We start from the raw sequence: 12,623 nt of genomic DNA on the forward strand, positions 1-12,623 counted from the left end.
GGGCAGCTGGGCCTTCCCGGGGGTGTGACTCCCGTACCGCTGTGCGTCCGCCGCCGGTGCAGGACCCTGACGTCCGGTGTGCCGATCGGGCGAGGGTGGGGGAGGACTTCCGTGCGCTGGTTCCAGCGACTTCCGCGGGCGTTGCCGGCGTTATGGTCGCGGCCGGACGGGCCGCCCCGGCCGGCGCCGTCCGCCTCGCGCCGCACCCTCACCGCGCTCCGGATCCCGGCCCTCGCCCTTCTTCTCGTGGTCAGCGGCGTCGCCCCCGGTTCCGCCGTGACGTCCGGTGCGCCGGCGGTGTCGGTGCCCGAACCCTGGGTCACCCCCGCCGAGTTCACCGACGCGGTCGACCCCGGTGGTTCCACGGGGGTGGACAAGCAGGTGCGTACGCCCGCCATTCCGCCGAAACCCGATGTGGTGCTGCTGGTGGACGGCACCGGGAGCATGGGCAAACCGATCGGCGATGTACAGAAGGGTTTGAAGGACATCACGACGAAGGTCCGTGGACAGCAGCCGGACTCCCGTTTCGCGGTGGCCACCTATGGTGACGAGAAGGACGATCCGACGGCGGAGTTCGCTGTCCTCCAAGGGCTGACGACAAACCTGGACGACGTACAGAAGAACGGTGTCGACCAGCTGAAGACTTCCCGCGGCTACCGGAGCAAAGGCCCGTCCGAGGATTGGATCTACGCGCTGTGGAAGGTGGCCAACGGTGCGGACGGCGGAACCGTCTTCCGGGACGGCGCCAGCCCGGTGGTCGTCCTGGTCGGTGACGCGTCGAGCCACAACCCCAGCAACAAGGTCCCTTACGAGGAAGCGGTGTTCGCGCTCCAGGACAAGGGTGTGCGCGTCATCGCCGTCGACGTGACCACCGAGGACGGCGACGGGCTCAACGGCTTCGGATACTCGAGCGACACGTACCAGGACCCGTACCACGAGCCCGACCAGGCCAAACGGATCACCGCGGCAACCAACGGCCGCATGCTCAACGGAATTCCGGGGGACGGAGTGACCGAAGCCATCATCGAGGGCTTCAACAACCTTCCCACCTCCGTCGGCTACCGCCTGGACAACTGCGATCCGCATCTCTCCGTCAGCCTCGACCCGCCCACCCAGCAGCTCACCAGCGGCGACACCGCGCATTTCGCGGAGAACATCGACGTCTCCACGGACGCACCCCAGGGCACCCGGCTGAGCTGCACCGTCCAGTTCCTGATGGGCACCCAGGTCCCGGGTGCGGAAACGATCGGGCCGGCCGCGGCGGCCGACCCGGACTTCCAGGAACAGATCAACATCGACGTGAACGACATCGACGCGCCCGTCGTCACCGTGGACGATCTGACCGTCCGGGCCAAGGACAAGAAGGGCGCGCGCGTGACGTACGCCGCCACCGCCCAGGACGTCACCGACGGCACACTCCCGCTGACCTGCACCCCTGCCTCCGGTTCGCTCTTCCCGGTCGGCCGCACCACGGTGACCTGCTCGGCGACCGACTCGGCGGGCAATACGGGGACGGACACGGCACAGATCGAGGTCCTGGAGGCCCCCGTACCGCCCTCGGCGGATGTGGCGATGAAGGTCGATGTCAGCCCGGACCGTACGTATACCGGCCGCCCGGCCCGTGCCCGCTTCGTCGTCACCAACGCCGGTCCGGACCCGGCGACCGGAGTGGTCATCGGTTCCGCCTGGCCGAAGCCGCCCAAGGGGAAGGACCGCAGTCTGCCCGCCCTGACCCGCTGCACGACGGCGAAACCGTGCACCATCCCGGCCGGCGGCCGCATCGAGGTGACCCAGGCCGCGACGTACCGTGCGGCGATCACCGGGGACGTACGGGCCACCGTGCGCGGCACGCTGCCGGACCGCCGCAAGGCCAACAACCAGGACACCGACCGGCTGCGCGTCCTGAAACCCTCGCTGACGGTCACCCCGCAGGTCGCCAAGCCCGGCCAGCCGGTGCTGGCCCGCGGCAAGGACTACCCGCCGGGCGCGACAGTACGTTTCACGTGGAACACCGGCATCACCCCCGGGGGAGCCACCGCCACGGTGGGCCGCGACGGCACCTTCGAGGTGCAGGTCCTGGTTCTGCGCAAGGACAAGCTGGGCCCGCGCGAGCTGAGGGCAGACTCGCGCGACCTCGACCGGCTGAAGAAACCGGTCCTGGTGGTGCAGCGGAATCTCCAGCCACCGGACTTCGCGGGCCGCGCATGAGTGCCGGTGACCGCATGGGAGTGATCAGGTGATCCACGAGGTCGACGACGTACTGCGGGCTCTGATCAGGGCGGAGGTACTCGAAGGCGGCCAGATCGCGGTGGTCTTCGACGCCCCGACCCGGGAATGGGCGGCGAAGGTCAACGCGCCCATGGTCAACCTGTATCTCTACGACATCCGCGAGGACATGCGCAGGCGCGAGCGGGGGCTGCACAACGACTACGACGAGCGCGGCACGATCGTCGCGCGCCGCCGCCCGCCCCGGTTCTTCAAGCTGTCGTACCTGATCACGGCATGGACGAAGCGCCCGGAGGACGAGCACCGGCTGCTCTCCTCGCTGCTCGGCTGCCTGCTGCGTTACGAGGCGCTGCCGCCGGAGCGGCTGGCGGGCACCCTGGCCGAGATCGGGGCGCCCGTACCGATGTCGATCGCGCTGCCGCCGCCGGAGGACCGCTCGTTCGCCGACGTCTGGAGCGCGCTGGGCGGGGAGCTGAAGCCCTCGCTCGACCTGGTCGTCAGCGTGCCGGTGACGGCGTCGCCGAGCTATGTGGTCGGGCCGCCGGTCGGGGACGAGGGGCTGCGGACCCGTTTCGGGGACGTACCCGAGGTGGCCGAGCCGGTGTCGGAACCGATGCCGGGGCGCGCGGGCCTCCCGGTGTACGGCGGCCGTCCGGGGCGGCCGGGCGGGGGCGCTGCCTCGCGCATCCCCGACGCGGAACGGCGACGCGGTCTGTCCCTGCGCATCACGGAGACCCGGAAGGCCCGGGACACCCGCACGGAAACCCGGAAGGCCCGGGACGCTCGCACGGAAGACCGGAAGGCCCGTACGGAGGACAGCGCCGAATGACCACCGCGGGTGATCCGAACCTGCGCCATCTCCTCGCCCGCGCGGTGGCGGTGGAGCAGCGCATCCGACGGGCGGTCGAGGCCCGGCAGCTCACCGATCCGGACCCGGACGACGCCTTCCGCGGCCTCTACCTCACGGACGAGAACATCGCCCGTCTGCTGGACGAGACCGAGGCCCGCGCCTTCCCACACCCCGTGCCGGACTCCGGGGAGGCGCCGGACTCCGGCGAAGCACCGGCGGAACGGTCCAGACTCACGTCCCTGGCAGGCGAGTTCGGCCTCACCGATCTCGACGTCGAGATCCTCCTCATCTCGCTCGTACCGGATCTCGACGACCGCTTCGAGGCGTTCTACGGCTACCTGAACGACGACGTCACCCGCCGCCGTCCGTCCATCGGCCTGGCCCTGGGCCTGTGCGGGCTGTCCCCCGCCGACCAGGTGGCGCGCGGCCGGCTGTCGGCCCGTGCCCCGCTCCGCGAGGGCCGCCTCCTCCTGGTCGAGGACCTGGACCGGCCGTTCCTGACCCGGGCGCTGCGCGTCCCCGACCGGGTCACCGCTCACCTGCTGGGCGACGACACCCCCGACCCCCGGCTGGCCGACCTCCTCGCCCCCTGGCACGCCGTCCCGGGCGTCGGCGACCCGGCCCCGCTCGCCGGGGCGCTCGCCCACGGCGCCTCGCTGGCCTACCTCCGCGAGGACCAGGGCGGCGCGGGCACGGCCCTCGCGGCCTCCGCGCTGACCCGTGCGGGCCACCGGGTCCTGGGGCTGGACCTGGCGCGGCTGGCCGAGGACCCGTCACCCGCCGAGGCGGTCCGCTCCCTGGTCCGGGAGGCCCGGCTGACCGGAGCGGGCGTGGTCTGTGCCCCCCTCGACGCGGTCTCCCGCGAACACCCGGAGCTCCTCCGGCTGCTCACCGGCACCCCGGTTCCCACGATCCTGGTGGGCAGGGCCCCCTGGGACGCGTCCTGGTCCGCCGCCCCGCCCCTGCTCCTGCACGCCCCGCGCGTGGAACCCTCGACCAGAGCGGCCCTCTGGACCGACGCGTACGACGCCCCCGTCCCCGAGACCATCGACGTGGACCGGCTGCTCTCGCCGTTCCTCCTCACCCCGGAACAGATCACCCGGGCCGCCCGGGGCGCCGCCCAGACCACCCACCTGGACGGCGGCACCCTCACCCCCGACCACGTCCGCCAGGGCGCCCGCGCCCAGAACGCGGCGGGCCTGGACCGCCTGGCCCGCCGCATCGAACCCACCGTCACCTGGGAAGACCTGGTCCTCCCGCCCGACACCCACGCCCAGCTCCGCGAACTCACCGCCCGCGCACGGCATCGTGACCGGGTCCTGGGGGAGTGGGGCATGCGCCCCGGCGGCGGGCGGGGACGGGGCGTCTCCGCCCTCTTCGCGGGCGACTCGGGCACCGGCAAGACGATGTCGGCGGAGGTCATCGCCGCGGACCTGGGCCTGGACCTCTACACGGTCGACCTGGCGACGGTGATCGACAAGTACGTGGGCGAGACGGAGAAGAACCTGGAGCGCATCTTCTCGGAAGCCGCAGGCGTGAACGGCGTTCTCCTCTTCGACGAGGCGGACGCGATCTTCGGCAAGCGCTCCGACGTGAAGGACGCCCACGACCGCTACGCGAACGTCGAGAGCGCGTACCTCCTCCAGCGCATGGAGTCCTTCGACGGCCTGGCCATCCTCGCCACGAACCTCCGCGCCAACCTGGATGACGCCTTCACCCGCCGCCTGGACCTGGTCATCGACTTCCCGGTCCCGGACCCCGAACAGCGCCTCGTCCTCTGGGAGCGCTGCCTGGGCCCGGTACTCCCCCGGGGCAAGGACCTGGACCTCGCCTTCTGCGCGGAGAACTTCGAGCTGGCGGGCGGCAACATCCGCTCGATCGCGGTGACGTCCGCGTACCTGGCGGCGGACACGGGCGAGCCGGTGACGATGCCGACGCTGATCCACGCGATCCAGCGCGAGTACCAGAAGCTGGGCCGGCTGACCCTGGCGTCGGAGTTCGGCCCGTATCTGGAGCTGCTGGCGTGAGGCGCGACACCTCGCGGAGCCTGCCGCTCAGACCTTGACGATTCGCACCCGGTCCCCGCACAGCAGCCCCAGATCCTCGGGGTCCGAGGTGAGGACTACCGCCGGTTTCGGCATCAACAACGCAGTCGCCCCCACGACGGCGTCGATGGCGTACTTATGCCCGTGCAGCCCGGCATCCGTCAGCAGTTTCATGGCCGAGCGCCCGATCTCCTCGCTCACGGGCTCGACCGTCAGCCTGGACACCACCCAGTTGAACCGGGCGGTGTTCACCTTCCGATGGTGGGCCTCGATGAGGTTGAGAACGCTGACGACCACCCTCATGTCCTCCTGCTCCGCTCCACGGAGCAGCGTCATGACCTGCCGGTCATCAGCCACGACCTTGGACAGACCCTCACTGTCCAGCACGAGCGTTCCGGCCCGAGCCATCAGGCGGCGTTCCGCGCATCATCGGCGTCGCCTCGCAGAAGCGCTCGGGCGGCATCGATCTCCGTATGACTCAATGCACCGTGTTCCGCCTCGTGCGCGTTGGTCAGCTCGGCGAGGTTGTCCCGCTCGATCTGACGCTGCACGGCTGCGTCGACGTAGGCGGAGAAGCCTCGCTTCCCTACGCGCGCACGGACGGCCGCGATATTGCCCGAGTGCAGGCTGACGGAGACGTTGGCGGTGGGGCCCTCGCCCACCCCGTAAGTGGTGTCGTCGCTCATGACACCAATCTAATACATCAACTAGGAGAAGTCTGGGTTTCTATGGCAAGGCAGAGGGTGTTTGGCGCGGTCCCTTGCGTCGGCCCGGAGTTGGCACGACCGTGGCCGAGGCCGGTAGCCGACCGGCCGGTCCTCTCCGTACAGCGACGGGAGTCAGTGTGACCGCATTGCCTGTTCTGCCCCACGAGCTGCACGGCGACGGCCCGCACAAGGTGATCGCGGTGCACGGCTGGCTCGCCGACCGCTCCGCGTACGCCCCTGTGCTGCCGGACCTCGACCTCGGTGCGTTCCAGTACGCGGTGGTGGACCTGCGGGGGTACGGCGAGGCGCGGGACGCGGGTGGCTCGTACACCACGGCCGAGGGGGCCGAGGACGTGCTCGCGCTGGCCGACCGGCTGGGCTGGGATCGGTTCTCGCTGGTCGGTCACTCGATGGGCGGCTCGGTCATCCAGCGGACGCTGGCCGCCGCGCCGGAGCGGGTGCGCAGGATCGTCGGGGTCTCGCCCGTCCCCGCGTCCGGCCTGCCCCTTCCGCCCGAGCAGTGGGAACTCTTCGCCGCGGCGGCGCACACCCCGCAGAACCGGCGGATCATCCTCGACACCACCACCGGAGGCCGGCGACCCGCGGGCTGGCTGGACCGCATGGTGCGCCGCTCGGTCGAACGCAGCGACGCCAAGGCGTTCCGGGCCTGGCTGGATTCCTGGGCGGGCGAGGACTTCCACGACCAGGTCGAAGGCTCACCTGTGCCCGCCCTCGCCGTCGTGGGCGCGCTGGACCCGGCCCTCTCCGCCGAGTTGCAGCGCGCCACCTGGATGCGCTGGTTCCCCCGGGCCGAACTGGTGGAGCTGCCCGCGTGCGGCCACTATGCGATGGACGAGGCCCCGCTCGACCTGATCCGCGTGATGGAGGACTTCCTGCGGGCGGACGTGGACGCGGACGCGGAGGACGGCGAGGCGCAGGCATGACCGGCTCCGGCTCCGTGCCCGTGCCGGACGTCTTCGACCCCAGGCAGTACGGGCAGGGCATCCCCCACGACCACTACCGCCACCTGCGCGACCACCACCCCGTGGCGTGGCAGGAGGAGCCGGAGGTGCTCGGCTGGCCGGCGGGCCCCGGCTTCTGGGCGGTCACCCGGCACGAGGACGTGGTCCGGGTCCTGAAGGACTCCTCGACGTACTCCTCGTACCTGGGCGCCACCCAGATCCGCGACCCGGACCCCGCCGACCTCCCGTTCATCCGCCGCATGATGCTCAACCAGGACCCACCGCACCACCGACGACTGCGCGTACTCGTCAGCCGCGCCTTCACCCCGAAGCGCATCGACCGCTTCGGGACGGGCGTCCGTGAACGCGCCCGCTCCCTGCTCACCCGCGCGGTCACCGAGGCACGGTCCGGCGACGGCACCTGCGACCTCGTCACCCAGGTCACCGACGACTACGCCCTGCTCAACCTCACCGACCTGCTCGGCGTACCGGACACCGACCGCGCGCTGCTCCTCCACTGGACCCGACGCGTCATCGGCTACCAGGACCCCGACGAGGCCGGAACGCCACGACTCGGCCCGGACGGCAAACCGGTCAACCCCCGCTCCCCTTCCGCCCTGCGCGACATGTTCGACTACGCCCACGCCCTGGCCGCCCACAAGCGCCGCCACCCGGCCGACGACGTCATGACGTCCCTGGCCACGGACCCCGAACTGACCGCCCCAGAGCTGGAGATGTTCTTCTTCCTGCTGGTGATCGCCGGAAACGACACCGTACGCAGCGCGGCCCCCGGCGGCCTGCACCTCCTGGTCGAGAACCCCGAGGCGTACGGCCGCCTGCGCAACGGCGAGGTGGGGTCCGCGACGGCCGTGGACGAACTCCTCCGCCGCCACCCGCCGGTCCTGACTTTCCGCAGAACGGCCCGCGAGGACACGGTGCTGGCGGGCACCCGCATCCGCACCGGCGACAAGGTGGTCGTCTTCCACGCCTCCGCCAACCACGACGAACGCGTCTTCCCCGACCCGTTCACCCTGGACCTCACCCGCACCCCGAACCCCCACGTCTCCTTCGGCGACGGCCCGCATGTATGCCTGGGCGCGCACTTCGCGCGGCTGCAACTGCGGGCCCTGTACGAGGAGACGTGCCGCCGTCTTCCGCCATCGCTCGAATCCGCGGGTTCACCGGGGCGCCTGGTGTCGAACTTCATCAACGGTCTGAAGTCGCTGCCGGTGCGGGTGGGTGGTTGTTGACAGCCCCATGTTCCTGGCGAATCCCGACGAGCCGTTGCGCACGCGATTCAGCGACCAACTGCCGGGCGCCGAACTCGATCGCATCGAGATCCTCGGCATCGAAGATCTCGCGCTTCACCGAGTCCCAGGAGTGGAATACGTTCATCCCGACGTGCCTCTCTGCTCATCCGGGAGGGAGAACGACTCCGACGGAAGCCGACTCACCAGGCAGGCATCCTTCACGGTGGCAGCTGCACGCGCAACGCAGGTACTCGACCGGTGTCTCGCCGGGACTGATGCGGATGATCTGTTCGCCGTGGCAGAGCCGGTGTGCGTCGGGCCATCCGCTGCTTGCAGCCCTGCACTCCGGTGAGCGGTACGGGGTACTGGAACCCAGTCGGGTCGCAGCACTCATGATCGACGTGCGCCCGAGTCATGCTCTGGCGAGCTTGGGGGAACTCCATCTGCCCGAGAGGCCGTGGACGGGGCGCATCCCGGATGGGCGTGGACATTGGCCCGTGCTCCGCTCATCGAGAAGCCGTCGCCGACCACCTCGGCCTCGCCGATGATGACTTCCTGGCAGCGGCAGCAGATCTTCATGATGCCGCTCGCTTCCCGCAGGCGTTGCAACAGCGGGGGAACCAGACAGTGGTGCAATCGTGACCGCCCCTATGCCTCGGACCAAGGCTCACCGCCGTGTGCGGGGTCAGGGTGACATCGCACCACACGCAGTGTGTGCCGCGCTGCTGGGCCTGCGAGAGGTAGTCAGGGTCCGGAAGCATCCTGGATCCGCGCGTATCGCTGTTCGCCTTGTAGGTGTCCACGCACTGACAGTCCCAAGCGTGGGAGCCTGACGGGAGACGACAACCTATGACACGGAGTTGATCACGCACGCCGTGGCGATCACGGGCACTCGGTCAACGGATCACCGGCCGCGAGACGAGTACATGGCGCTCTTCGCCACGTACCTCGGTGCATTCATGCACAGCACCTTCTACATCGGTGGTGCGAAGGGAATTGATTCATGGACCTTGCTGTGGCTGGCGGACAGTACATCCGCGGACATCACGATCGTCGTTCCGGGCACAGCTGCCCAGCAGCCGGAAGAGGCTCAGCAGGCCATCTCCCGTGCCCGCAAGGGCAACCGCATCAAGGAGATCGTTGAACTCGGAGCTCCTCATCTGTCCGTCAAGGCGTACCACGCACGGAACCGATGGATGGTCGATCGGTCCGCACTGACGATTGGGTTTCCTCACGCGACTGAGCCGTCATCGGGTACGTGGCAAACCATCAACTACACAGCAGATCAGGGGAAGCCGCGGCTGATCATCCCCGTCTAGCGCCGGTCTGCGTCACGATGACGGAATGGACAACTCAACCGCGGGCGCGGCGGCGCTGAAGAGGCTGAGGGTCGGCGGGGCCTGTCCCTGGCCGACATGGCACGGGCTCTGACGCAGATCGCTCAGGGCCTGGACATGCCCAGGCTGCCGCAGGTAGCGAGTGTCCAGCGCTCGGTCGCGCGATGGGAGTCGAAGTCGCCGACGATGCCGGACGAGCGCTATCAATTTGGACTCGGAGACCGTCGCCGGGCGTCTGGTCCGTGCGCGAGCGCATGCACTGCAGGCGGAAGTCGCTGCTCGGTCGGGTCAAGGCCGGCAATCCGGCGCGGCGCTTGGACTGGCCTGGTACGACATCGAGCGGCAGTCCCCCGACGACCCCCTGCCCGGCGCGTTCTCTGCGGAGTACCTGCGCGGCTTCGAGGGTGTGTGCCAGCTGTACGTGGGTGATCCGGCCGTCGCGCACGATCAGTTCGCGGCCTCGGTCGGCTCTCTCGGATCCCCTCGGCAAAAGGTGCAGCGCGTCATCGTCACAACGGATCAAGCGCTGGCGAGGATCCGGCTCGGCGGGCCGCATGCTGCAGCCGATCTGCTGCACGAATGCATCACGGCGGCGGCTTCAACGGGTGGGCGGGTGCCAATGATCCGCTTGTGGAGGGCTCGTCAGGAGCTTCGACCGTGGCGTCACGAGGGCTTTGTCTCGGATCTAGATGACCAGCTCCTGGATGTCCTCGGCCGGTAGCTATTTGTTCTGGTGCTGGGTCTGACCCGCCAAAACAGTGCTGCCGTCGGCGAATTTGAATTCCAAGATTCTTGACAACATTCGAGAGTAGGAGGTGAATGCAGGCTGACTTTCTTCCTCCAGTGATTCGCCATTGAAGGACATGTCCCAGTAGTCAGCTCCTGAGAACTCATGGATTCTTCCATCGCTCGGATCTCTCAGGTTGATCGCAAGGTAAGACTGATCCGTTCCGAACCATGTTGCAATAGGGTACAGGCCTGCCTTATCAATGAAGAGATCCCTGTCGTCATCTCCCATGACCCCAATCTTCAATTGATACCATTGGATTTCTCCCGAGTCGGACATGCTGCAGTCATAGTCGGGCTCCTCGAATCGGACAAGAGTGGGCGGGTGGGTGAGGGTAGGGGAATGAATGAAGGCAAGAACCTGTCGGATTTCGTGGAACCAGCGAGGGATCTGTACTCGGTCTTCTCTTTCGTGTCGAATGATTTCTTCTGGAGCATTCCGGAAGAAAGAAAGGTTTGGGTAGTTCGTGATAAATTTCTTAAGATTTCCTTTGTCTTCAGTGTGAAGTGGCGAGGTGGAGATCCAGTGGATCGCATCCCGGTAACTGCCGATTAGTTCGGAAGGTGTTCCTGAGCTCATGCCAGGTCCTCACTCGATCAGTGTGTCAATCTTGTCGATGATCTGCGCGTAGTTCCCTTGCTGTCGAGTCGCAGTTATCTGTTCCCCGTTTTTGTCCAGGCATTCCGGGTGTACATCATGTGGGTAGGATCGATTTCCGTCCCATATCCACCTCTCTGCCACGGTCTTCAGGTTGCTTGCGACTCCGGATATGTCGCTGGCGTTATTGAATACGTTTCGTGCCGCGTTGTGGAATTTTGATTCATATTTTGTCTGCTGATCCCCTTTGTAATAAACGGCCCCTACATGTCCGGTGGGAATGGAGAACTTCTTTCTGGTTCCGCCTATGGTTTCTTCGCCGACTCTCGGGGGAGCCTCGGTCAGGTTGTGGAATACGAGCAGGGAGGTGTCGCTGCGCAAGTCGTTGTGATCGTCAATCCATTTCTCTCCAGCAACAACACTCTCCGCGTTCTGGGCGCGATCGAGAACGATCAAAATGTAGTCGCTCGGAATCCACTCGTGATGACCTGGCGTTGCATCCCGGAACCTTTTCTTGATGAATCCTCGTGCCTGGCTGTATGGTTTCTTGTCCCATGCCTTTTTGAAGAAGTCCATGTCTACCTTTATTTTGGAACCTTCGTACTCCACCATCTCGTGGCCGTTCTTTGCCAGCTTCTTCAGGAAAGGGACGATGTCGGCTGCCCCGGGTATGGCCTTTCTGAGAATCAGTTTGTAATCCTTGCTTGTCAGTTCCACCGTTGCCTGGGCCACGGGCGTGGGCGGACTCGCTTTTGCGATGACGGAAAACTTCTCTGGATCCCCTCCTGAAGATTCCGTGTGAAGTTGTTTGAGTCCCCTCGGGCGCAGAGTATCCAGGGTCTTGGTGACTATCGTGTCCAGAGCATATTTGGTCGGTAGTGGCTTGGTTGTCTGTTTAGCGAGTTGATCCTTTGCTTCCTTTTTTACGTCCAAGCTCCTTTCGGTTTCCTTTCCTTCGTCTTCTTTCTTTTTGTCGCCTCTCTTGTCATTTCCTCTGAGTTTGTTCCAGAGGGCCTTGCCCTTCTTGGCAATGAAGTTGACGATTTTGTCGATGGCGCGGTTGACGGGTCGGGAGACGGCGTGGAAGACGGATTTGACCTTGTTGGCGAGGGAGCCGATGCCGAGGAGTGAGGCGAGGAAGCCGATCAGCAGTGGGACGCTTGCCGCCAGGGCGGCCTCGACCATCTTCGGGACACCTGCCGAGCCGCCGTTGGCGATGGCGATGACCGCGTCCAGGACGGCGTTGACGAATTCGACGATCTGGGCGCCCTGGTTCACGATGAACGTGACGATGTCGATGATTCCCTTGACCGCGCGGACGAAGGCGGAGGCGGGGTTGAGGAGGGAGATGATCCAGGTGATCCCGGCGATGAGGACGGTGGGTATCAGGTAGCTGGTGAGTTTTTCGAGGATGGTGGCTTTGATGTCGCCGGCCTCGGTTTCGATTTCCTTGACGGCGCCTGCGGGGCCCTCGGTGGCGAGTTTCTTCGCGACGGGGACGGAGGTTTCGACGGCGGTCATGGCCTGGTCGGGGATGCCCTTGCGGGTGATGCGGGCGCGGATGTTGTCCCAGGTCAGGCCGAGGAGGGAGGCGATGAGCTGGATGATGCCCTTGAGGTCGAACTTCTGGGGGAGTTCGAGACCCGCCTTGACCGCGGTGCCCAGCAGCCAGGACACGACGCCGGTCTTGAGGTGGGTGGCGATGTTGGTGACGAAGAGCTGAAGCCCCGCGCCGACCGCCTTGACGAGGTTGCCCAGGAACCCGATGGGGTCCTTGATGATCTTCATGATCGCGGAGGCGGCCTTGGCGAGGATGCCGAGCAGGAGGTTCTTGAGTTCGTTGATCGTCTTGAGGGCGCCGA

11 protein-coding genes are annotated in these 12,623 nt (G+C 67.0%); 7 read left to right on the forward strand and 4 right to left on the reverse strand.

The features are described 5' to 3' along the window. The first annotated feature begins 111 nt into the window (after positions 1 to 111). Genes BT364_RS29410 through BT364_RS29420 form a run of 3 tightly spaced genes read left to right on the forward strand, consistent with a single transcriptional unit; the run spans position 112 to position 5,103 of the window. A complete protein-coding gene (locus tag BT364_RS29410; protein ID WP_256260266.1) occupies positions 112 to 2,208 on the forward strand; it encodes a VWA domain-containing protein in 2,097 nt (698 codons plus the stop codon). 28 nt (positions 2,209 to 2,236) lie between these two features. Further along, positions 2,237 to 3,055, forward strand: coding sequence for a Pvc16 family protein (locus tag BT364_RS29415; protein ID WP_079179687.1), 819 nt, complete (start codon positions 2,237 to 2,239; stop codon positions 3,053 to 3,055). Then, positions 3,052 to 5,103: an ATP-binding protein gene (locus BT364_RS29420; RefSeq protein WP_072488266.1), complete on the forward strand. Its 2,052-nt coding sequence runs from the start codon at positions 3,052 to 3,054 to the stop codon at positions 5,101 to 5,103. The genes BT364_RS29415 and BT364_RS29420 overlap by 4 nt, the downstream gene beginning before the upstream one ends. 27 nt (positions 5,104 to 5,130) lie before the next feature. Here the strand turns inward: BT364_RS29420 and BT364_RS29425 are convergent, their stop codons facing one another. Together BT364_RS29425 and BT364_RS29430 are read right to left on the reverse strand one after the other, a co-directional pair. Continuing rightward, complete coding sequence (locus BT364_RS29425) at positions 5,131 to 5,529, reverse strand: PIN domain-containing protein (protein ID WP_072488267.1); 399 nt, start codon at positions 5,527 to 5,529, stop codon at positions 5,131 to 5,133. Then, positions 5,529 to 5,807, reverse strand: coding sequence for a hypothetical protein (locus BT364_RS29430; protein WP_072488268.1), 279 nt, complete (start codon positions 5,805 to 5,807; stop codon positions 5,529 to 5,531). The genes BT364_RS29425 and BT364_RS29430 overlap by 1 nt, the downstream gene beginning before the upstream one ends. A 158-nt stretch (positions 5,808 to 5,965) precedes the next feature. On the opposite strand from BT364_RS29430, the gene BT364_RS29435 reads away from it, so the two are divergent. From BT364_RS29435 to BT364_RS29455, 4 genes are all read left to right on the forward strand, one after another. Then, positions 5,966 to 6,772: an alpha/beta fold hydrolase gene (locus BT364_RS29435; protein ID WP_072488269.1), complete on the forward strand. Its 807-nt coding sequence runs from the start codon at positions 5,966 to 5,968 to the stop codon at positions 6,770 to 6,772. Continuing rightward, entirely contained in the window at positions 6,769 to 8,040 is a 1,272-nt protein-coding gene (locus BT364_RS29440; protein WP_072488270.1) for a cytochrome P450, read from the forward strand. Before BT364_RS29435 ends, BT364_RS29440 begins: the two co-directional genes overlap by 4 nt. Before the next feature lie 863 nt (positions 8,041 to 8,903). Next, positions 8,904 to 9,359: a hypothetical protein gene (locus tag BT364_RS29450; protein WP_072488285.1), complete on the forward strand. Its 456-nt coding sequence runs from the start codon at positions 8,904 to 8,906 to the stop codon at positions 9,357 to 9,359. Between the two features lie 226 nt (positions 9,360 to 9,585). Continuing rightward, on the forward strand, positions 9,586 to 10,098 hold the full coding sequence (locus BT364_RS29455; RefSeq protein WP_177328276.1) for a hypothetical protein: 513 nt from the start codon (positions 9,586 to 9,588) through the stop codon (positions 10,096 to 10,098). Here BT364_RS29455 and BT364_RS41120 read toward each other — a convergent pair whose 3' ends face one another. Next, positions 10,099 to 10,743: a hypothetical protein gene (locus BT364_RS41120; protein WP_143166567.1), complete on the reverse strand. Its 645-nt coding sequence runs from the start codon at positions 10,741 to 10,743 to the stop codon at positions 10,099 to 10,101. Positions 10,744 to 10,752: 9 nt separating this feature from the next. Then, positions 10,753 to 12,623: phage tail protein (locus BT364_RS43410; RefSeq protein WP_442759027.1), on the reverse strand; the 1,871-nt coding region annotated here is incomplete at its 5' end.

The sequence above is a fragment of the Streptomyces atratus genome, from assembly GCF_900119365.1.
GTDB lineage: Bacteria > Actinomycetota > Actinomycetes > Streptomycetales > Streptomycetaceae > Streptomyces > Streptomyces atratus_B.

Bases quoted from the DNA above. Each gene is read 5' to 3' on its own strand.
- BT364_RS29420 (WP_072488266.1), top strand. From the start codon at position 3,052: ATGACCACCGCGGGTGATCCGAACCTGCGCCATCTCCTCGCCCGCGCG.
- BT364_RS29425 (WP_072488267.1), bottom strand. From the start codon at position 5,529: ATGGCTCGGGCCGGAACGCTCGTGCTGGACAGTGAGGGTCTGTCCAAG.
- BT364_RS29430 (WP_072488268.1), bottom strand. From the start codon at position 5,807: ATGAGCGACGACACCACTTACGGGGTGGGCGAGGGCCCCACCGCCAAC.
- BT364_RS29440 (WP_072488270.1), top strand. From the start codon at position 6,769: ATGACCGGCTCCGGCTCCGTGCCCGTGCCGGACGTCTTCGACCCCAGG.
- BT364_RS41120 (WP_143166567.1), bottom strand. From the start codon at position 10,743: ATGAGCTCAGGAACACCTTCCGAACTAATCGGCAGTTACCGGGATGCG.